This is a genomic window from Streptomyces sp. NA04227 (assembly GCF_013364195.1).
Taxonomy (GTDB): domain Bacteria; phylum Actinomycetota; class Actinomycetes; order Streptomycetales; family Streptomycetaceae; genus Streptomyces.
Genome location: NZ_CP054918.1, coordinates 5,680,086 through 5,699,936, shown reverse-complemented (window position 1 = coordinate 5,699,936; position 19,851 = coordinate 5,680,086). Strand labels below are relative to the sequence as shown.

Below are 19,851 nucleotides of genomic sequence, written 5' to 3'. Positions count from 1 at the left end.
CTGGGCCCGCCGTACACAGGCGCGCCCCAACGCCCTCAGTGAAGGACGAAGCACAGGATGAACGGCAGACCGACCAACAAGCTCCGAGCCCTGCGCAGCAGTGTCGCGCTGGGCTCAGCCGTGATCATGATCGGCACCTTGCTGCAGGGCGTTGCCCAGCCCGCCCAGGTGGCCGACTCGGGCAAGGGGCGGCCCGCAACTCCCAGCTCCGACAAACCTCTTGAGGGCCATGCGGCCAAGGTCGAACCGCGCAAGGTACAGAAGGGGCCGCGCACTCCGCAGGGGAAGCCGGACGTCGACTGGCCGGCGGCTGCCACCGGCAGTGTGCGCCTCGCACCACCCGCCACGGCGGGACAAGCGGCCAAACAGGTACGCCCCGGAAATCTCCCGCTCCGGCTGAAAGCTGCTGCCGTCGACAGGGAGTCGGGATCCGCGAAGCCTGCCGGTTTCGAGGTGAGCGCCCGTACCCTCGACCGGAAGGCGGCCCGTAAGGCTGGGGTGAACGGTCTGCTGATAAGCCTGGAACCGAAGACCGCCGAGCAGGCGTCCGGGAGCGGCAGGCTGAAGACGGCCGAGAAGCCCTCCGCCAAGTCCTCCCGAGCGGCCACGCCAAGGGCAGCCACGAGCAACAACAGCCAACGTGTCGAAGTCACCGTGGACTACGCCGACTTCGCCGACGCATACGGCGGAGGCTGGGCCTCCCGGCTCCAGCTCGTGGAGCTGCCCGCCTGCGCCCTCACCTCACCGGAGAAGAAGGTCTGCCGCGCGGCAACGCCTCTGCCTTCCACCAACGATGCCGAGAAGCAGACCGTCACTGCGCGCAAGGTCGTTCTCGCCGGCGCCGCGCCGACCGTCCTCGCCGCGGTCGCGAGCACCGAAGGTGGCAAGGGCGACTACAAGGCCACTCCTCTGGCGGCCTCCTCCTCGTGGCAGACGAACCTCAACACTGGTGACTTCGCCTGGTCGTATCCGTTTTCCGCGCCCGACGTCCCCGGCGGGCTCGAGCCGTCCCTCGCCCTGAGCTACTCCTCGGGCGCTGTGGACGGCCGCACCGGCAGCACGAACAACCAGTCGTCCTGGGTCGGTGACGGCTTTGATCTGTCGCCCGGGTTCATCGAGCGCCGCTACAAGTCCTGCGCGGACGATGGTGTGAAGCATGCCGACGGCAACAAGCCCGGCGACCTGTGCTGGGCCTACGACAACGCCTTCGTCTCCTTCAACGGCAAGAGCGGAGAACTCGTCCCCGCCGGGGCCAACTCCTATCGGTTCAAGCAGGACGACGGGACGAAGATCGACCGTCTCGCCTCGAGCGACCGCGGCAACGGCGACGACGACGGCGAGTACTGGCGGCTCACCGACGCCAAGGGATTCCGCTACTACTTCGGATACCACCGCCTTCCCGGCTGGGCCGAGGGCAAGGAGACCACCGACTCCACCTGGACCGTTCCGGTCTACGGCGACGACGCGGGCGACAAGTGCCACGGCACCACCTTCGCCGACTCCTGGTGCCAGCAGGCATGGCGCTGGAACCTCGACTACGCCGTCGACCCGCACGGCAACGCCATCGCCTACTACTACAACAAGGAAACCAACCACTACGGCCGCAATCTCAAGGCCGCCGACGAAACCCCGTACACCCGCGGCGGAACCCTCGACCGCGTCGAGTACGGCCTGCGCTCCAGCACCATGTACGGCACCAAGGCGCTCGCGAAGGTGAACTTCACCGACAGCGAGCGCTGCATCCCCGACGCCGCCACCGACTGCTCCTCGATCTCCACCGACGGCTTCTACTGGTACGACACGCCGTGGGACCTCAACTGCGCGGCGGGCACCGACTGCGACCAGGGGCGCCTGTCTCCGTCCTTCTTCACCCGCAAGCGGCTCACCCAGGTCACTTCGCAGGTCCTCGACGCTGCCTCGGCCACGTACAAGGACGTCGACTCCTGGAAGCTGAACCACCGCTGGGGCATGGCCGACACCGACTACCAGCTCCTGCTCGACTCCGTGCAGCACACCGGCCACAGCGCCACCCCCGCCGTCACCCTGCCGAAGACCACCTTCGCCTACACCCAGCTCGTCAACCGGCTCGACAAGACCGGCGACGGGTACGCCCCCTTCGTGAAGTCCCGGCTGTCCACCGTCGCGGACGAATACGGCGGCCAGATCGACGTCAACTACTCCGCCGCGGCGTGCAATTGGACCGCCCTGCCGACTCCGCAGAGCAACACCACCCGGTGTTTCCCGCAGTACATCGGGGGAGACGCCACCGACGACCCGGAACAGCAGTGGTTCAACAAGTACGTCGTCAACTCCGTCACGGCCACCGACCGCACCGGTGGCGCTCCCGACCAGGTGACCTCCTACAGCTACCTCGGGGACGCCGCCTGGCACTACGACGATGACGACGGCCTGACCAAGGAGAAGTTCAAGACCTGGTCGCAGTGGCGTGGTTATGGGCACGTCCGGGTGCAGACCGGTGGCCAGGGCGGCGCGTCGGCGATGAAGACGCAGTCGGACAGCTACTTCCTGCGCGGCATGGACGGCGACCGCGCCTCACCCACCGGTGGCACCAAGAGTGAGTCGGTGACCCTCGGCGGCGGGGAGGGCGACCCGATCACCGATCATGATTCAGCCGCGGGCTTCGCCTACAAGACGGCGAGCTACTCCAAGCCCGGTGGCGCGGTTCTGGAGAAGACCGTCAGCCGCCCCTGGCACCATGAGACGGCCAAGAAGACCCGCACCTGGGGCACGGTGACCGCCAACTTCACCGGCACCGCCCACACGAAGACCTTCATCTCACTCGACGACGGCGCCGGCAGCCAGTGGCGCACGACCTCGCAGAAGAACACCTTCGACACCGTCGCCGGACGCCCCACCCAGGTCGACGACTTCGGCGACGACGCACGCGCCGACGACAACACCTGCACCCGTACCGAGTACGCCACCAACACCACCGACAACCTCCTGGCGTTCCCCTCGCGCGAGGAATCCGTCGCCAAGTCCTGTGCCGATACGCCGGCCCGGCCCGCCGACGTCATGAGCGACACCCGCCACGCCTACGACAACGGCGCCTACGGGGCCGCGCCCACCAACGGCAATGTCACGGCCTCGGCGGAGCTCGACTCGTACGAGGACTCCACCGCCATCTACCGCGAGAGCGGCACCACCTACGACACCTACGGCCGTGCCCTCACCGTCAACGACCTGACCGCCGACGTCCGGGTCACCTCTGAAGGAGTCCTCACCCGCCTGCCCCGCAGCGACGGGCGCACCACGACCACCGAACCGACCCCGGCCACCGGCTTCGCGACGACCGTGAAGGTGACCACCCCGCCCGCCAAGACCGGCGACGCGACAACGGCCCAGACGACCACCACCAAGTACGACGCCCTGCGCGGCCTGCAGACGAGCGTCAAGGACACCAACGACAAGATCACCAACTTCGCCTACGACGCCCTCGGACGCTCCACCAAAGTCTGGCTCGCCGACCGCCTCACCGGCCAGACCCCGACGTACGAATTCGTGTACACCGTCGCCGAGGGCAAACCAGTCTCCGTCGGCACCCGCGAGATCGGCAACAACGGCGCACAGCACATCTCCTACGTCCTCTACGACGGCTTCCTCCGCCCCCGGCAGACCCAGCAGCCCGGCCCCAACGGCGGACGCCTGCTCACCGACACCTTCTACGACGAACGCGGCCTGGTGTACCAGGAGTTCGCGCCCTACTACATGAACGGCGCCCCCGTCGGCTCCCCCCTGTCGAAGCTCGACGAAGCAATGAACGTCGAGACCCAGACCCGCCACTCCTACGACGGCCTCGGCCGCGAGACGGCTGCCTGGCAGGTCGCGGGCAACGGCCAGAGCGGCACCGAATTCGGCCGCACCACTACCTACTACGGCGGTGACCGCACCAAGGTCGTCCCGCCTGTCGGAGGCACGACCACCACCGCGCTGACCGACGCCCGCGGGCGCACCACCGAACTGCGCCAGCACCACGACCGCGAAGGCGTCACCTTCGACGCCACCAAGTACGCCTACACCCCCCGCGGCGAGGTCGCGCAGATCACCGGCCCGGACGGCGCCGTGTGGACCAACACCTACGACCTGCGCGGCCTGAAGACGAAGTCCACTGACCCCGACAAGGGCACCGCGACCAGCACCTACGACATCCGCGGACAACTGCTCACCACCACCGACGCACGGGGCACCACCCTCGCCCACGTCCACGACGGCCTCGGCCGCAAGACCGAACTGCGCAAGGACTCCCTCACCGGCCCCCTGCGCGCCAAGTGGATCTACGACACGCTCGACGGCGCCAAGGGGCAACTGGCGGAAAGCATCCGCTACTCCGGAGGCCAGGCGTACAGCAACAAGGTCACCTGGCTCGACCGCCTTTACCGTGTACGGCGGTCCGAGGTCAGCGTTCCCGCCTCCGAGGGCACTCTCCAGGGCAACTACACCTTCGACACGACCTATAACCCCTCGGGCACCGTTCAAGGAAGGGGTTACCCGACTGCGGGTGCGCTGCCTGCGACGGTCTTCTCCTACATGTACGAGGACGCCACCCTGCGCCCGATCTCGCTGAGCGGTGGCAGCGGCGTCCGTGCTTACACCCGCTACTCCCTGACGGGTAATCCCGAGCAGTACGAGATGTCCTACGGGGAGGGCAAGCACACCTGGGTCACCAACACCTACGAGTGGGGGACCCAGCGGCTCGCCTCCTCACAGGTCGACCGTGAGGATGTCAGCACCATCGACCGCAAGGCGGCCTACTCGTACGACGACGCAGGCAACGTCCTTTCGATCAAGGACACTTCGAGCGCGGGTACCGACAACCAGTGCTTCCAGTACGACGGCCTGCGCCGCCTGGAGAAGGCATGGACCCAGTCCACGGCCACCTGCGCGGCGCAGCCCTCCGGCACCGCGATCGCAGGCCCGGCCCCGTACTGGCACGAGTACGAATACAACAAAGCCGGCCAGCGCACGAAGGAGACCCTGCACGACCCGTCAGGCGACACGGCCAAGGACACCACCCGCACCTACACCTACCCGGCGGCCACCGCCCCCCAGCCGCACACGCTGACCTCGCTCGCCACCACCGGTCCCTCGGGCCCGCGTACGGACACCTACGCGTACGACAACACTGGCAACACGACATCCCGTCCACGAGGTTCCGCGAACCAGACACTCACGTGGGACGCCGAGGGACATCTGGAGAAGGCGTCCGAGCCCGACGGATCGGGCGGTACGAAGACGACCGAATACCTCTACGACGCCGACGGCAACCGGCTCATCGGGCGCACACCCACCGAGACGACCCTCTACCTCGGCAACACCGAGATCACACTGCCCAAGGGCGCGACCCAACCCAAGGGCACGCGATACATCGACCTGGGCGGCGGCAACCAGGCCGTACAGAAGGACGACGGCAGCGTCTCCTTCACCCTGGCCGACCACCACGGCACCGCACAGCTCTCCATCGACGCGGCCACCCATCAACTCACCGCCCGCCGCACGCTCCCGTTCGGCGGCCTCCGGGGAACCAAGCCCAACGCCTGGCCGGGCACCAAAGGCTTCGTCGGCGGCACCGACGACACCCCCAGCACCGGCCTGACCCACCTCGGGGCCCGCGAATACGACCCGGGCCTCGGCCAATTCCTCAGCGTGGACCCACTCCTGGAAGTGGACAAGCCGCAGACACTGAACGGCTTCTCCTACGGAGCACAGAACCCTCTCGTGTTCTCCGACCCCTCCGGCCTCGGCCTCGCCTGCGGAGGCAGCACCGGACTGGGATGCGGCTCGGGTGTGGTGACACACGGCGACGGAAGCCTCTCCAAGAACGGGTCGCCGACCGGTGGGGGAGTCATCAACCCGGTTGTCCCCTCGGCAGCGGTGCAACAGACCGGGTCCTCGGGCGGCGGGGGCGTGAATGGGCCTCAGTACGGTCCCACCGCGTTGAACAAGTGGGCTGAATCCAAGCTCAAGTGGCTGGTCTCGCCCCGCCCTGTGAAGGCTGCGTGGTACATCGTCGGACCTGACCTAGAAGCCTGGGATAAGTGCTATGAGAAGAAAGGCCGCAGTACGGCGTGTATCAGCACTCTCGGTGATCTCCCTACGTTCAAGCCGCTCAAGGCTCTGAGCTTCGTATCGAAGTGGTTCAAGGGGAAGAAGAAAGCCGACCGTGCCAAAGACGCTATGGATCTATCGGATTGCTTCAAGTGTTTCCTGGCAGGCACCGATGTCCTCATGGCAGACGGATCAACCGAAGACATCGAGGATGTCGAGGTCGGTGACCAGGTTCTGGCAACCGACCCCAAGACGGGTAAGACGGAACCGCACCGGGTGACGCACCTGATCCGCACCGAAGCGGACAAGAAGTTCAACAAGCTTTCCCTTGCCACCGATCAGGGGATCGAGTCCCTGACAGCGACACACGAGCACCCGTTCTGGTCCCCGTCCGAGGAGGACTGGGTCCCGGCCCGCGGCCTGAAGCCGGGAATGACCCTCCGCACCGACAAGGGTGACACGGTCATCGTCACCGCCAACAAGCCCTTCACCAAGCATGCGAGGACTTACAACCTCACGGTGGAGGGGCTGCACACGTACTATGTGCTGGCGGGCGAGACGCCGGTCCTGGTGCACAATTCGAATGGCCTGTGTGGAACCGCGGCGCTGGAAAACGGCGACTGGCAGCACATCGTGGACCGTCACCGGCCTGGAGGTGCACTGGTAGACGATGCCGCTGGGATCTTCACCGGTAAGGCAAAGCACGTTCGCCAGCGAATAGCCGACACTATCAACCGGGGAACGCCGAAGCCCAATACGCCGGACCCTGTTACAGGCGAGGCGCGGCCTGGTCAAATCTACGAGTGGGATTTCGGAACCCCTGTCGGGAGAGCGGGCCCGGCGAATGGTGGAGGCGAGCTAACCGGTGTCCGCGTAATCGTTAACGACGGAAAAGTCGTGACGGCGTTTCCGTACTAAGTGAGTAGCAAGTGAGGAAAAGCGTGATTCAACTCTCCTTCTACCTCCCGGGGTCGGGTTCAGCCTGGACCAAGACCTGGGACGCTGCCAAGCAGGGCGATCCGGCCGCGATCAGCGAAATGGACCTCCGCTACAAGTGCTTCGGGGTGAATTTCGAACTGATGGTTGGCGACGTTGAGATCGTCTCAAAGAAGAGATTTGTGACTCTCGTCGATCTGGCCTTGTCTCTCTCTGGTGCGGTGAAGCGCATCTCGTCAGGTGAAGATGCCGCATTCGGTTTCACTGAAAGCGAAGAGGTGATTCATCTGCGTCAAGATGGCGATCTGGTTGCGGTGAGTTCATCGAAGCATCCAATGCACGGAGCCGTGGGACGTGAAGAGCTCGTGGGTGAAGTTCTTCGATTCCTTCGGGAAGCGCATTCGCGGTTGGTTGCAGAGATTCCTGGATTGTCGGAAAACCCAGTTATCCAGCGAATCTCGTCGGAGTAGGTAACCTGCCTTCGAAGGCGATAGAGATTGAAATGTAGAGGCCCCGCTGGAGTTTCTTCAGTTCAAGAGGTCGTTGCAACACCCGTCCGTAGGGAGTTGCAGTGGACTTCGATGTCAGGGAGGACCGTCGGCCGCAGGGGCCCAGGAAGCTCCTGAAAGAGCGTGAGCTCTACCTTTCCCTTGTCCTTCAGATTCTTCGTCGACGACTCCAAAAGTATGTAGTCGACTACCAGGCGCTCGTGTTCCCCCATGGGCACCTCCGTTTGCACTTTTCAGATGGTCAACACGCTCCCGTAGGGCCAAACCACTGCAGTACACCGAGCGCGGCGCCGAGCACACAGAGCCGCCCCGCGGGCCCGAGCCTCGCCATGCTGCCCTCCTCCCGGCGCCCAACGGATGGACTGCCGGGGCACTAGGGCCTCTCGTCCGGTTCTTGGCGGGCCGGTCCGGCACAACGAACCGTCGGCCACACCGACCGGACAGATCAAACAGACAGATCAAGACGAGAGGCCGCGAGGGCCCGGGCAAGCCCGTTCAGGCTCCGGAGAATAGGACGAGGAAATCGGCGGCGGGGCGGCATCGGCGCATTGGCCGGGCCCCGTGGGCCGTGATTCGCACCTTCGGGTGACAGCGTGCCGAGGGCCTGGCCACAACCGGCCGCCACGTGCTCAGACACGTACTGAGAAACGTCTCGTACGGCGCGCGTGCCGCGTGCGGCACCGCCGGGCCGCCGGACGAACGGGCGGAATCCGCCCGTTCTCGCGAACTCGGCCCCCCGCGCGTGATGCGCCGAGGGGAGCCTTGCCGTTCAGCCCTCCCGAGGTGAGGTCGCCCCGGCTCTGCCGAGGCGGTCTCCTCAGCCCTCCTGCGCCGCCGCCGGAAGGTCGCTCGGCGCGGACTCGGTGACGTCGTGCTCGGGCACGGCCTGTCCCGAGCGGATCAGGTCGAGGCGGCCGAGCACCTTGTCGCGCAGATCGGCGGGGACGTCGTCGTGTCCGCAGCAGCGCTTGACCAGCTTCTTCACGGCCTGCTCGAGACCGTATTTCTCCAGGCACGGAGAGCACTCCTCGAAGTGCGTCTCGAACTTCGTGCAGTCGGAGTCCGGCATCTCCCGGTCGAGGAACTCGTAGAGATGGTCCAGGACTTCACTGCAGTCCGTCTCGTGCGGGTCTCCGCAGCTCATGAGCCCGAGCCTTTCCTTCCGTTGGACCCCGAGGCGTCCGCCGAACCTGTTGCCCCCGCCGTGGAGAGCCCGCGCTCACGGGCGTAGTCCTCGAGCATGCCGCGCAGCTGACGGCGGCCCCGGTGCAGCCGGGACATGACCGTGCCGATCGGCGTACCCATGATGTCGGCGATCTCCTTGTAGGCAAAGCCCTCGACATCGGCCAGATAGACGGCGATGCGGAACTCCTCGGGGATCGCCTGGAGCGCTTCCTTCACGTCCGAGTCGGGCAGGTGGTCGAGCGCCTGCGACTCGGCGGAGCGCAGTCCGGTCGACATGTGCGACTCGGCGCGCGCGAGCTGCCAGTCCTCGATCTCCTCCGCCGCACTGCGCTGGGGTTCGCGCTGCTTCTTGCGGTAGGAGTTGATGAAGGTGTTGGTGAGGATGCGGTAGAGCCAGGCCTTGAGGTTGGTGCCCTCACGGAACTGATGGAAGGACGCGTACGCCTTCGCGTAGGTCTCCTGGACCAGGTCCTCCGCGTCGGCCGGGTTGCGCGTCATGCGCAGGGCGGCCGAGTACATCTGGTCGAGATAGGTCAGTGCGTCGCGTTCGAAGCGCGCGTTGCGCTCGACGGCAGTCTCCTCGGGCCGTGCCCGCTCCTCGGGCTCTCCGCGATCGGTTCCCGCGTCGGTCCCAGTGACCGGACCCACCTCCTCAAGCGACGTGGCGAAACCGATGCCGGTCCCGCTCGTCTCGGAGGATAGACGACCCGCACCGGCCTGCGCCGTGCCCGTGGCCCGGACGGATGCCGTCCGCAGGGCGTGCAGCACCGACCAGTCGAGCCCTGTGGTGCTGCTGTCCCGGCTCGGGCAGAACGTGGAACCCATGCGACGGACTCCTAACTCGTAAGACGTGTGACTTCCGTCAGTGGGCACAACAGCGGACCCGCGCGTCTCATTCCCCGGTCGGAAGTGACAGGGCCCACCGGGTGACGGCGGAGGTGATCAGCTCCAGTGCCGCGTCCTGTCCCGGCTCGGCGCGCTTGGGCACCGCGAACCCGTGGTCGCCGTGCGGCACTTCGAGAAGTTCGTACGCGCCCTCGGGGAACTCGGCGGGTTTTCCGAAGGGGTCCTTGCCGCCCTGGACGACGAGCGTGGGCAGTTTGGTGCCGAGCAGCTCCTCGGCACGGGAGCGCTCGGGCCTGCCGGGCGGGTGCAGCGGGAAGCTCAGTGCGAGGACCGCCAGGGCGCCCAGTTCCCGGCCGGTGCGGCAGGCGACGCGGGCCCCGGCGCTGCGGCCGCCCGCGACCACCGGCAGCCCGGGCGCGGCGAGCGCGGGCCACACCCCGCGCCAGCCGGTGTCCAGGGTCTTGGGTGCGGGGGCGACCTTCTTCCCGGCCACCCGCCAGGGCTGTTCGACCAGGGCCAGGCTCAGCCCGTGCTCGGGCAGTACCCGGGCGAGCGCCCGCAGATCGCGGGCCTCGATGCCGCCGCCCGCGCCGTGGCTCGCGGCCACAAGCAGCCGCGGCCGCTTCGCCTCGTACCAGGTGATCCGGGCCTCACCGGCCTCGGTGGAGATCGTCTCGGTGCGTGTCACGCCGCCCATCCTGCCCGCCGCGACCCCCTGCCCGGGGTGCGCGACGGCCACGGCGCGGCCGCATGTCGGTACGTCTGTACGTCCGTGCCTCTGTACGTCTATACGTCGATCAGCCACTGTCCGCCGCCCATCAGGGCGCACAGCGAGACGACGTGGAAGAAGAGGAACCAGACCGCGGGCGGGACCTGGGTGAGGCGGGCGAGTTGGTCGGCGTCGGAGTCACCGGCGCCGCCACGGCGGCGCTTGGCCTGGAGTTCGAAGGCCGGGCGTACGCCGCCGACCAGCAGGAACCACACCACCAGGTAGGCGAAGGCGGCCTGCACCTGCGGCCCGGTCGACCAGGAGACGAGGACGAACAGGGCGCCGGTGACGACCACGCTCAGTACCCCGTAGGCGTTGCGGATCATCACCAGCATGGCCACCAACAGGGCGGTCGCCAGCCACAGCAGGGCGGTGATGTGGTGGGCCGCGAGCAGCGCGGCGCCGCCGAGGCCGAGCAGCGGCGGCGCGGTGTATCCGGCGGCGGCGGTGAGGACCATGCCGAGGCCGGTGGGTTTGCCGCGGCTCACGGTCAGTCCGCTGGTGTCGGAGTGCAGACGTATCCCGTCCAGGCTGCGGCCGGTCAGTAGCGCGACCAGACCGTGCCCGCCCTCGTGCGCGATGGTGATCGCGTTGCGGGTGACGCGCCACACACCCGGCGAGGCCACCGCGGCCAGGGCGAGGACCCCGGTGCCGATCACGACCCACAGGTCCGGTTCGGGCTGGCTGCCGAAGACGCGGTCCCACAGTCCGGTCAGGGAAGTCTGCTCGATGAAGGCCATGGGCGCGGCGTGCTCCTCAGCTCGGGGGTCGGGGGCCTGGCCGGAAGCTGTCGGCGGCTGGCCCGGTGACGGGACGAAGTGGCAGTGTGGCACTCATGTGCGGACGGTATGCGGCCAGTCGGCGGCCGGAGGACCTCAAGGGCATCTTCGAGGTCGAGAAGTGGGAGCCCGAGGAGACCCTGGAGGCGGACTTCAACGTCGCGCCGACCAAGGAGGTCTACGCGGTACTGGATCGCCCTCTCAAAGACGCAGATTCTCCCGCTCCGGTTCGCCAGCTCCGGAGGCTCAAGTGGGGCCTGGTCCCGTCCTGGGCGAAGACCCCGGAGGGCGCCGCGCGGATGATCAACGCCCGCGCCGAGACCGTGCACGAGAAGCCCGCCTTCCGCCGCGCCTTCGCCCAGCGTCGCTGCATCCTGCCCGCCGACGGCTACTACGAGTGGGTCACCGACGCCGCCGAGCGCGAGCTGGAGGTGGAGGGCAAGAAGAAGCGGCCGCGCAAGCAGCCGTACTTCGTGACCCCCGCCGACGGCAGTGTGTTCGCGATGGCCGGTCTCTACGAGTTCTGGCGGGACGGGACCCTGCCGGAGGGGCACCCGGGCTCCTGGTGGGTGACCTGCACGGTGATCACCACCGAGGCGGAGAGCGGCCCGCTCGCGGTCGGCCCGGCCGACGGCCCGCGCGCGCTCGCCGACATCCACCCGCGGATGCCGCTGATGCTCACCCCGGACCGCTGGGACGACTGGCTCGACCCCTCCCACACCGACCCGGCCCACCTGCGCTCGCTGCTCGCCCCGCCACCGGAGGGCCTGATGCGCGCGTACCCGGTCTCGACGGCGGTCAGCAACGTCCGCAACAACGGCGCCGACCTGCTCAAGGAACTGGCCGCGCCGGAGGAGAGCACGCTCTTCTGACGAGAGCGCGCTCTTCTGACGGGAGCACACCCTTCTCACGAGGACGCGCTCTTCTCACGAAGGGCCGGGCACGGTCGCGCCTCTCGGTCGGGGCCCGCGACCGGGTCCCGACGTCACTCGCGACCCGGATTTCCCCGCCCGCCACCCTCCGGCAAGACCCCGGCGTACGGGTATTCGCCGACCGCCGGCGACCGCGGAAACAGGCGCGGTTCCGCCCCTTGCGATACGGGGTGCTTGCTGGGGATATCCCCCCTTTTCCGGGGATCCCGGTGATCCCCCCGACGACTAAGGTGAGGGCCATGACCGCGAACCTCGCATCCCAGGACCTGTGGCCCGCCCCGTCCGCTTCTTCCGCCGTCGACGCGACCGTGCAGGTGCCGGGTTCCAAATCGGTCACCAACCGCGCTCTCGTACTGGCCGCCCTCGCCTCCGAACCGGGCTGGCTGCGCCGCCCGCTGCGCTCGCGCGACTCCCTTCTGATGGCCGGTGCCCTGCGCGCGCTCGGCGTCGGCATCGAAGAGGGCGTCGGCCCCGACGGCTCGGGCGAGGCCTGGCGCGTGATCCCGCCGGAGCAGCTGCGCGGCGGCTCCACCGTCGACGTCGGCAACGCCGGAACGGTCATGCGCTTCCTGCCGCCGCTGGCCTCGCTCGCCGACGGCCCGGTCCGCTTCGACGGCGACCCGCGCTCCTACGAGCGCCCGCTGCACGGCGTGATCGACGCCCTGCGCGCGCTCGGTGTGCGCATCGAGGACGAGGGCCGCGGCGCGCTGCCCATGACGGTGCTCGGCGCCGGGGCCGTGGACGGCGGCAAGGTCGAGATCGACGCGTCCTCCTCCTCCCAGTTCGTCTCCGCGCTGCTGCTGTCCGCGCCGCGCTTCAACCAGGGCGTGGAGGTGCGGCACACCGGTGAGGTGCTGCCCTCGATGCCGCACATCCGGATGACCGTCGAGATGCTGCGCGCGGCCGGGGTCCAGGTGGACACCCCCGAGTCGGGCGGCGAGCCGAACGTCTGGCGGGTCACCCCCGGCGCGCTGCTCGGCCGCGACCTCACCGTCGAGCCGGACCTGTCCAACGCCCAGCCCTTCCTCGCCGCGGCCCTGATCACCGGCGGCCGTGTGGTGATCCCCGACTGGCCCGCGCACACCACCCAGCCGGGCGACGCGCTGCGCCAGATCTTCACGGCGATGGGCGGTTCCTGCGAACTGACCGAGCAGGGCCTGGTGTTCACCGGCTCGGGCACCGTGCACGGCATCGACGCCGACCTCGGCGAGGTGGGCGAGCTGACCCCGGGCATCGCGGCCGTCGCGGCGCTCGCCGACTCCCCCTCCACGCTGCGCGGCGTGGCCCATCTGCGCCTGCACGAGACCGACCGCCTGGCCGCTCTCACCAAGGAGATCAACGACCTCGGCGGCGATGTCACCGAGACCGCGGACGGTCTCCACATCAACCCGCGCCCGCTGCACGGCGGCACCTTCCACACCTACGACGACCACCGGATGGCCACCGCGGGCGCCGTGATCGGCCTGGCGGTACCGGACGTGCGGATCGAGAATGTGGCCACCACCGCGAAGACCCTCCCGGACTTCCCCGAGATGTGGACGAGGATGCTCGGGAACTGACGGGCGGATCCGATCATGCGCCGCTACGGAAAGAACCCCGACGAGGACGACGTCCGCGTCCGCCCCAACCGCAAGGGCAACCGCCCGCGTACCAGCATCCGGCCCAAGCACGAGGACGCCGCCGACGGCATGGTCCTCACCGTGGACCGGGGCCGCCTCACCGTCCTGGTCGAGGACCGGCTGGTCACCGCGATGAAAGCGCGGGAGCTCGGCCGGAAGGCGGCCGTGGTCGGTGACCATGTGGCCCTGGTCGGAGACCTCTCCGGGCGCAAGGACACCCTCGCCCGGATCGTGCGGATCTCCGAGCGCTCCTCGGTGCTGCGCAGAACGGCGGACGACGACGACCCGTACGAGCGGGTCGTCGTCGCCAACGCCGACCAGCTCGCCATCGTCACCGCGCTCGCCGACCCGCAGCCGCGGCCCCGGCTGATCGACCGCTGTCTGGTCGCCGCGTACGACGGCGGACTCGAACCGCTGCTCGTGCTCACCAAGTCGGACCTCGCCCCGGCCACCGACCTGCTCGCGACCTACGAGCCGCTGGGGGTGCCGTACATCGTGACCTCGCGGGACGAACTGGAGAACGGCGACGCCGCGGCGCGGGTGCGCGAGCAGCTCGCCGGGCAGATCACCGCGTTCGTCGGCCACTCCGGCGTCGGCAAGACGACCCTCGTCAACGCGCTGGTGCCCGAGGACCGGCGGCGCAGTACCGGTCACGTCAACGCCGTCACCGGCCGGGGCAGGCACACCACGACCTCCGCCCTCGCGCTGCCGCTCGGCGGCGCCGAGGAGGGGTGGGTGGTCGACACTCCGGGCGTGCGCTCCTTCGGGCTCGCCCACATCGACCCGAGCCGGGTCATCAACGCCTTCCCCGACCTGCAGCCCGGCACCGAGAACTGCCCGCGCGCGTGCAGCCACGACGAGCCGGACTGCGGCCTCGACGCCTGGGTGGCCGAGGGCCACGCCGACCCGGCCCGGCTGTACTCCCTGCGGCGTCTGCTGGCCACGCGCGAGCGGCACGAGGGCGACTGACAAGGGTTCACGGCCGAGGCCGCTGCTCCCGCCCTGCCCTGACACCTCGTCGGCATCGTTGACCCGGTCGGGGTTTGGGCGGTGGCCGCAAAGGTAAAGGCATACTCGCACCAAGCACGAGGCAAGTTCCGGTACGGCGGTCACGGACCTGGTATGCGGGAGGCAACAACTCATGGCGTGGCTGCTGGTGATCGTGGCCGGACTGCTCGAAACCGGTTTCGCGGTCTGTCTCAAGCTCTCGCACGGCTTCACCCGGCTCTGGCCGACGGTCGCTTTCTGCGCCTTCGCCCTCGGCAGCTTCGGACTGCTCACCCTCTCCCTGAAGAAGCTCGACGTCGGTCCCGCGTACGCGGTGTGGACCGGCATCGGCGCCGCGGGCACCGCCATCTACGGCATGATCTTCCTCGGTGACCTGGTCTCCACCCTGAAGCTCGTGTCGATCTCCCTGGTCATCGTCGGCATCATCGGCCTCCAGCTCTCGGGCTCGGCGCACTGATCCCTGGGTCCGTACGAGTCCCAAGGTCCGTACGAGCCCCGGGTCCGTACGAGTCCCGGAGTCCGTACGAGTCCCGGAGTCCGTACGAGTCCCGGAGTCCGTGCGAGCGGCCGCCGCCCTCACGGTCCCGCCGCGAGCAGTGGCGTCAGCGCCTCGCGGACCAGCGCCCCCGCCTCCGGCTTCGGGGCCACGACACAGGACAGGGCGAGGCGTACGGCGATCTCGCAGGCGGGGACGAGCAGTTCGGGCGGTACGGCACGGGCGGTCGGCCCGCACAGGGCGGTGAGGGAGCGGTCGCGCACCAGGTCGAGCAGGTCGCCGGGGGCGGGCGGGGGATGCTCCCGGCCGGGGTCCGGGCTCGGCCGGCCGAAGCGCCGTTGTCCGGGCACATCCCTCATCGGGCCGACCGCGGCGAACTGCGGCGTCGGCAGCCGGGTACTCCAGCAGCCGGTGAGCAGGGCACGCAGCATGGCGCTGGCCCGTGCGGCGCCGACCGTCCACTCGGCGACCGCGGCCAGCCGTTCGGCCGGTGGCCCGGGCGGGGTGAGCACCCGGTCGACGCCCGCGAGATAGGAGTCGGCCTCGCGCCGGAGCAGGGCGCGGCCGAGCCCGTCCTTGGACCCGAACTCGTTGTAGAGGGTCTGCCGGGACACTCCGGCCATCGCGGCCACGTCGGTCATCCGCACCCGGGGCCAGGGACGGCGCGCGAGCACGGCGCAGGCGGCATCCAGCAAGGCCTCGCGCGTCTGGGGCATCGTCGCCTCCCGCACCGCCGTACCGGCGGCCTGCCGCTCAGGGTTGACGCGGCATCAGGACCTGTCAAGGCTCGCGGCACAGGTCACGGACAACCCGGCGGGGAGGGCGTCGGGAACGGCTGTGCGGCGTACAGCCGCGCGGGGCGAGCAGGCACTGTGGCCGAGCGGGCGCCCGGGTCGATACTGTTCGCCCATGCCCGACTACCTCGATGATCTGCGTCTGGCCCATGTGCTGGCCGACGCCGCGGACGCCGCGACCATGGACCGGTTCAAGGCGCTCGACCTGAAAGTCGAGACCAAGCCGGACATGACCCCCGTGAGCGAGGCCGACAAGGCCGCCGAGGAGTTGATCCGCGGCCAGCTCGGCCGGGCCAGGCCCCGCGACGCCATCCTCGGCGAGGAGTACGGCATCCAGGGCACCGGCCCCCGGCGCTGGGTGATCGACCCGATCGACGGCACCAAGAACTACGTACGCGGCGTCCCGGTCTGGGCCACCCTCATCTCACTGATGGAGGCGGGCGCCGGTGACGCCTCCTCCCGCACCGGCGCCTTCGAGAGCGCGGGCGGCTTCGAGCCGGTGGTCGGCGTGGTCTCCGCGCCCGCGCTCAACCGCCGCTGGTGGGCGGCCAAGGGGCACGGCGCCTTCACCGGGCGCAGCCTCTCCTCGGCGTCCCGGCTGCGGGTCTCGGGGGTTTCCCGACTCAGCGACGCCTCCTTCGCGTACTCCAGCCTCAGCGGCTGGGAGGAGCAGGGGCGCCTCGACGGCTTCCTCGGCCTGACCCGCAAGGTGTGGCGCACCCGCGGCTACGGCGACTTCTGGCCGTACATGATGGTCGCCGAGGGCTCGGTGGACCTGTGTGCGGAGCCGGAGTTGTCGCTGTGGGACATGGCGGCCAACGCGATCGTGGTGACGGAGGCCGGTGGCCGCTTCACCGGACTCGACGGACGCCCCGGCCCGCACAGCGGCAACGCCGCCGCGTCGAACGGCATCCTGCACGACGAACTCCTGGACCACCTCGACCCGCGCCGCTGACACCGGAGCGCACGCCTTTCTGACGCCGGGGTGCACGCCCGGCGCTCAACGACCCTGCGCACGCCTCTTGTTGCTTTGCCTTCCCTTTGCCACTCTGGGTTCCCCCACTTGTGAACATGTGCGCCGTTTCTCGACGCCCGGGCTTCCGGAGACCCGGCACCTGAGCGGCCCCCGCGCGAACCTCCCGTGACCTCTCACGACCCTGTGGTTCCGCACACTCCCGCACGGCTCTGCACGGCCCTTACAAGGAGGTGGCATTCGCCCATGCTCGTTCGCGACGCCATGAGCACCATGGTCCTGACCATCGGCCCCGACCACACCCTGCGCCAGGCGGCCCGCATGATGTCGGCCCGCCGGGTCGGCGCCGCCGTCGTACTCGACCCGGACACCAGCGGACTCGGCATCCTCACCGAGCGCGACGTCCTCAACTCCCTTGGCGGGGGCCAGGATCCGGACCACGAACGCGCCGGTCGCCACACCACCACCGACGTCGTCTTCGCCTCGCCCGGCTGGACCCTGGAGGAGGCCGCCCACGCCATGGCCCACGGCGGCTTCCGGCATCTGATCGTCCTCGACGACCAGGAACCGGTGGGCATCGTCTCGGTACGGGACATCATCGGCTGCTGGGCACCCGTACGCGAAGGCACCTCACCACTGCCGAGGTGAGGCGCGGGACGGGAGCAGTACGAGGCAGCAGCCGTACGAGGCAGGAGTAGCGCAGGGCAGGAGGGGGCGCACCACCGCGCGCCGCCGCTTCACGGCGACGCCTACGCGCCGGTCGCGCCCCCTCCCACCGATCCGAAGGCGCCCGGCCAAGCAACTTGGACCAGGTCTACTTCAAGTGAGAGTCCAAACACATACCGGTTCGGGTTCTCGACGTACCGACTGTTACCCTGGCCTGCATGAGCGACCTGCTGGAACGGCTGCGCGAACGCGGCTGGCGAATGACCGCGCAGCGGCGCGTCGTCGCGGAGGTCCTCGACGGCGATCACGTCCATCTGACGGCCGACGAGGTACACGCCCGCGCGGTGGCCAAGCTGCCCGAGATCTCCCGCGCGACCGTCTACAACACGCTCGGTGAGCTGGTCACGCTCGGTGAGGTCCTGGAGGTCTCCACCGACAAGCGCGCCAAGCGCTACGACCCCAACGCCCACCGCGCCCACCAGCACCTGGTCTGCTCGAACTGCGGCACCATCCGCGACGTCCACCCGACCGGCGACCCGCTGGCGACACTGCCCGACGCCGAGCGTTTCGGCTTCGCCCTGGTCGGCGCCGAGGTCACCTTCCGGGGCCTGTGCCCCGACTGCCGCTGAGCCGGTAAGCGGCACACATCTCCTTCGGGCCCGCCGGGCAGTCACCCGGCGGGCACCTTCGCGTCAGGCCCGGCGCACGGCCCCTTCCAGCCAGGTGTGCAGCGCCCACCACCAGCGCATCGCCTCCACCACCGCGGGACGGCTCCCGCTCGCGGTCGGATCGAGCGGCGCCCCGGTGATCTCGCTCAGCCTGCCGAGGCGGTAGCGGACCGTGTTGGGGTGCACATGCAGGGCGGTCGCCGCGTGGTCGACACGGTGCCCGTGGTCCAGATACGCGAGCGCGGTCGAGGCGAGCTGCCGATGGAACTCGTCCTCCGGGTTCAGCTCCCCCAACAGGCTGTGCACCAGCAGCTCGGCGAGCGCGGGCTGGGCGAACAGCGCGGTCTGACCCGCCAGCCGGGCCATCTCGTGCACCCCGTGCAGACCGAGCCGCCGCCCCGTCTCCAGTGCGGAGCCGACCAGCGGATGCAGCTCGGACACCTGCCCCAACGGCACCGGCGGACTCGCCACCATGAGCACCTCGCCGCCGACCGCGTCCCGGTCGGGCAGGCGTGACACAAGCCCCGCGAGCCGTCCGTCGACGAATCCGTAGACACCCAGGTCGTGCGCGAGCCGCTGCTCCAGGGAGCGCGCCCGGGACAGATCGGTGACGTCGGAGAGCACCCAGTGGTACAGCCCCTGCGGCTGCAGCCCGCCGCGCACCAGGTCCTCGCCGGACAGCTCCTCCCCGCACATGATCTGCCGCAGCACCTGCTGCCGGGTGTCGCGGGCGGTCCACGCGAGTTCGAGTTCCGCACTGTGGTAGCCGCTGATCACATGGCGTTCGAGCATGCCCGCGTACTTGTTCACGGCGACCAGTGCTTCCAGCGTCACCTCGGCCGGCACACCGGCGGCGCGGGCCCGGTCGATGGCGATCTCGGTGATCCGGCCGCGCCCGGCGTGCACGCCCCGGAGCAGCGCCGTGATGGAGATCCCCTGCGCCGCCCGGTGCGCGCCCAGACGTGCGGCATCACTGAAGTCACCCACCTCCACGCGCTCCCCGCCGAGCAGCGCCGCGAGGCCGGCCCGCAGCATCACCGTGACGTGCCGCCGGTTCTCCTCCACGGAGAGCTTGGCGACATCGGGCGAATGGACCCGGGCCTCCTCGATGATCTCCCGGATGACCGCCTCGTCGTCACCGAGGTCCTTCAGCAGTGAAGCAAGAAGCTCGCGACCGTCCTGTTGGGTACGCGCCCTGCCGTCCGTCTGTGCAGCGGCCATGCTCGCCTCCCCCGTTGTTCGGCCGGACCGGCGGCGCAGACATCCGTGCACACCCCACCTGTCCCGAATGCATGTGGCTACCGAAAAGTAACATCAGCGCCGCGGCCGTAACAGCCCCTCAACATGGCGTCCACCCCCGGCGATGCCGGTGTGCGGAAATCCTGGGTCAAGAAGCGGCGGGGAGGAGTACCCGGGGACGAACACACCCGGGGAACACCGAAGGCCCGGCACCTTGATCGGTGCCGGGCCTTCGGCCTTGAGTAGCGGGGACAGGATTTGAACCTGCGACCTCTGGGTTATGAGCCCAGCGAGCTACCGAGCTGCTCCACCCCGCGTCGGTGAACACCACACTACGTCGTCCTTACGGAGCAGCGCAAATCCGTT

The 19,851-nt window shown here is 69.2% G+C and carries 15 protein-coding genes and 1 tRNA gene; 9 read left to right on the top strand and 7 right to left on the bottom strand.

The window, feature by feature from the left end; translation table 11 throughout:
- Positions 1-57 precede the first annotated feature (57 nt).
- Both HUT18_RS24380 and HUT18_RS24375 read left to right on the top strand, forming a co-directional pair.
- Entirely contained in the window at positions 58-6,984 is a 6,927-nt protein-coding gene (locus tag HUT18_RS24380) for a polymorphic toxin-type HINT domain-containing protein (RefSeq protein WP_176102693.1), read from the top strand.
- 23 nt (positions 6,985-7,007) lie between these two features.
- The gene (locus HUT18_RS24375) at positions 7,008-7,472 is read left to right on the top strand and encodes a hypothetical protein (RefSeq protein WP_176102692.1); all 465 of its coding nucleotides are present in this window, start codon (positions 7,008-7,010) and stop codon (positions 7,470-7,472) included.
- Positions 7,473-8,328: 856 nt separating this feature from the next.
- Here HUT18_RS24375 and rsrA read toward each other — a convergent pair.
- The 4 genes from rsrA to HUT18_RS24355 form a co-directional block, all read right to left on the bottom strand.
- Positions 8,329-8,655, bottom strand: a complete 327-nt coding sequence (gene rsrA, locus HUT18_RS24370; RefSeq protein WP_176102691.1) for a mycothiol system anti-sigma-R factor — start codon at positions 8,653-8,655, stop codon at positions 8,329-8,331.
- Positions 8,652-9,344: a sigma-70 family RNA polymerase sigma factor gene (locus HUT18_RS24365; protein WP_176104773.1), complete on the bottom strand. Its 693-nt coding sequence runs from the start codon at positions 9,342-9,344 to the stop codon at positions 8,652-8,654. Before HUT18_RS24365 ends, rsrA begins: the two co-directional genes overlap by 4 nt.
- A gap of 244 nt (positions 9,345-9,588) precedes the next feature.
- Complete coding sequence (locus HUT18_RS24360; RefSeq protein WP_254878783.1) at positions 9,589-10,230, bottom strand: alpha/beta family hydrolase; 642 nt, start codon at positions 10,228-10,230, stop codon at positions 9,589-9,591.
- A 98-nt stretch (positions 10,231-10,328) separates the two neighbouring features.
- Entirely contained in the window at positions 10,329-11,051 is a 723-nt protein-coding gene (locus HUT18_RS24355) for a M50 family metallopeptidase (protein ID WP_176102689.1), read from the bottom strand.
- Positions 11,052-11,146: 95 nt separating this feature from the next.
- Here HUT18_RS24355 and HUT18_RS24350 point away from each other — a divergent pair, with 95 nt between their 5' ends.
- The 4 genes from HUT18_RS24350 to HUT18_RS24335 all read left to right on the top strand — a co-directional run bounded on the left by HUT18_RS24350 (position 11,147) and on the right by HUT18_RS24335 (position 15,106).
- On the top strand, positions 11,147-11,962 hold the full coding sequence (locus HUT18_RS24350) for an SOS response-associated peptidase (RefSeq protein WP_176102688.1): 816 nt from the start codon (positions 11,147-11,149) through the stop codon (positions 11,960-11,962).
- 299 nt (positions 11,963-12,261) lie between these two features.
- Entirely contained in the window at positions 12,262-13,581 is a 1,320-nt protein-coding gene (aroA, locus tag HUT18_RS24345; RefSeq protein ID WP_176102687.1) for a 3-phosphoshikimate 1-carboxyvinyltransferase, read from the top strand.
- A 15-nt stretch (positions 13,582-13,596) separates the two neighbouring features.
- Positions 13,597-14,610, top strand: coding sequence for a ribosome small subunit-dependent GTPase A (rsgA, locus tag HUT18_RS24340; protein ID WP_176102686.1), 1,014 nt, complete (start codon positions 13,597-13,599; stop codon positions 14,608-14,610).
- Positions 14,611-14,782: 172 nt separating this feature from the next.
- Positions 14,783-15,106, top strand: coding sequence for a multidrug efflux SMR transporter (locus tag HUT18_RS24335; protein ID WP_176102685.1), 324 nt, complete (start codon positions 14,783-14,785; stop codon positions 15,104-15,106).
- Positions 15,107-15,225: 119 nt separating this feature from the next.
- Here HUT18_RS24335 and HUT18_RS24330 read toward each other — a convergent pair whose 3' ends face one another.
- The gene (locus HUT18_RS24330) at positions 15,226-15,861 is read right to left on the bottom strand and encodes a TetR/AcrR family transcriptional regulator (protein WP_176102684.1); all 636 of its coding nucleotides are present in this window, start codon (positions 15,859-15,861) and stop codon (positions 15,226-15,228) included.
- Positions 15,862-16,054: 193 nt separating this feature from the next.
- Here HUT18_RS24330 and hisN point away from each other — a divergent pair, with 193 nt between their 5' ends.
- The 3 genes from hisN to HUT18_RS24315 all read left to right on the top strand — a co-directional run bounded on the left by hisN (position 16,055) and on the right by HUT18_RS24315 (position 18,207).
- On the top strand, positions 16,055-16,894 hold the full coding sequence (hisN, locus tag HUT18_RS24325; protein WP_176102683.1) for a histidinol-phosphatase: 840 nt from the start codon (positions 16,055-16,057) through the stop codon (positions 16,892-16,894).
- A gap of 264 nt (positions 16,895-17,158) precedes the next feature.
- Positions 17,159-17,560 carry a cyclic nucleotide-binding/CBS domain-containing protein gene (locus HUT18_RS24320; protein ID WP_176102682.1) on the top strand — a complete coding sequence of 134 codons (402 nt, stop codon included), beginning with the start codon at positions 17,159-17,161 and terminating at the stop codon, positions 17,558-17,560.
- A 236-nt stretch (positions 17,561-17,796) separates the two neighbouring features.
- Positions 17,797-18,207 carry a Fur family transcriptional regulator gene (locus HUT18_RS24315; RefSeq protein WP_176102681.1) on the top strand — a complete coding sequence of 137 codons (411 nt, stop codon included), beginning with the start codon at positions 17,797-17,799 and terminating at the stop codon, positions 18,205-18,207.
- A 63-nt stretch (positions 18,208-18,270) separates the two neighbouring features.
- Here the strand turns inward: HUT18_RS24315 and HUT18_RS24310 are convergent, their stop codons facing one another.
- Both HUT18_RS24310 and HUT18_RS24305 read right to left on the bottom strand, forming a co-directional pair.
- Positions 18,271-19,467, bottom strand: coding sequence for a helix-turn-helix domain-containing protein (locus HUT18_RS24310; RefSeq protein ID WP_176102680.1), 1,197 nt, complete (start codon positions 19,465-19,467; stop codon positions 18,271-18,273).
- Between the two features lie 261 nt (positions 19,468-19,728).
- Positions 19,729-19,802, bottom strand: a tRNA-Met gene (locus HUT18_RS24305).
- Between the last annotated feature and the right edge of the window lie 49 nt (positions 19,803-19,851).

Coding starts and splice junctions, on each gene's coding strand:
- hisN (WP_176102683.1), top strand. CDS start 16,055: ATGCCCGACTACCTCGATGATCTGCGTCTGGCCCATGTGCTGGCCGAC.
- rsgA (WP_176102686.1), top strand. CDS start 13,597: ATGCGCCGCTACGGAAAGAACCCCGACGAGGACGACGTCCGCGTCCGC.
- HUT18_RS24335 (WP_176102685.1), top strand. CDS start 14,783: ATGGCGTGGCTGCTGGTGATCGTGGCCGGACTGCTCGAAACCGGTTTC.
- HUT18_RS24330 (WP_176102684.1), bottom strand. CDS start 15,861: ATGCCCCAGACGCGCGAGGCCTTGCTGGATGCCGCCTGCGCCGTGCTC.
- HUT18_RS24315 (WP_176102681.1), top strand. CDS start 17,797: ATGAGCGACCTGCTGGAACGGCTGCGCGAACGCGGCTGGCGAATGACC.
- rsrA (WP_176102691.1), bottom strand. CDS start 8,655: ATGAGCTGCGGAGACCCGCACGAGACGGACTGCAGTGAAGTCCTGGAC.
- HUT18_RS24350 (WP_176102688.1), top strand. CDS start 11,147: ATGTGCGGACGGTATGCGGCCAGTCGGCGGCCGGAGGACCTCAAGGGC.
- HUT18_RS24380 (WP_176102693.1), top strand. CDS start 58: ATGAACGGCAGACCGACCAACAAGCTCCGAGCCCTGCGCAGCAGTGTC.
- HUT18_RS24355 (WP_176102689.1), bottom strand. CDS start 11,051: ATGGCCTTCATCGAGCAGACTTCCCTGACCGGACTGTGGGACCGCGTC.
- HUT18_RS24320 (WP_176102682.1), top strand. CDS start 17,159: ATGCTCGTTCGCGACGCCATGAGCACCATGGTCCTGACCATCGGCCCC.
- HUT18_RS24310 (WP_176102680.1), bottom strand. CDS start 19,467: ATGGCCGCTGCACAGACGGACGGCAGGGCGCGTACCCAACAGGACGGT.
- aroA (WP_176102687.1), top strand. CDS start 12,262: ATGACCGCGAACCTCGCATCCCAGGACCTGTGGCCCGCCCCGTCCGCT.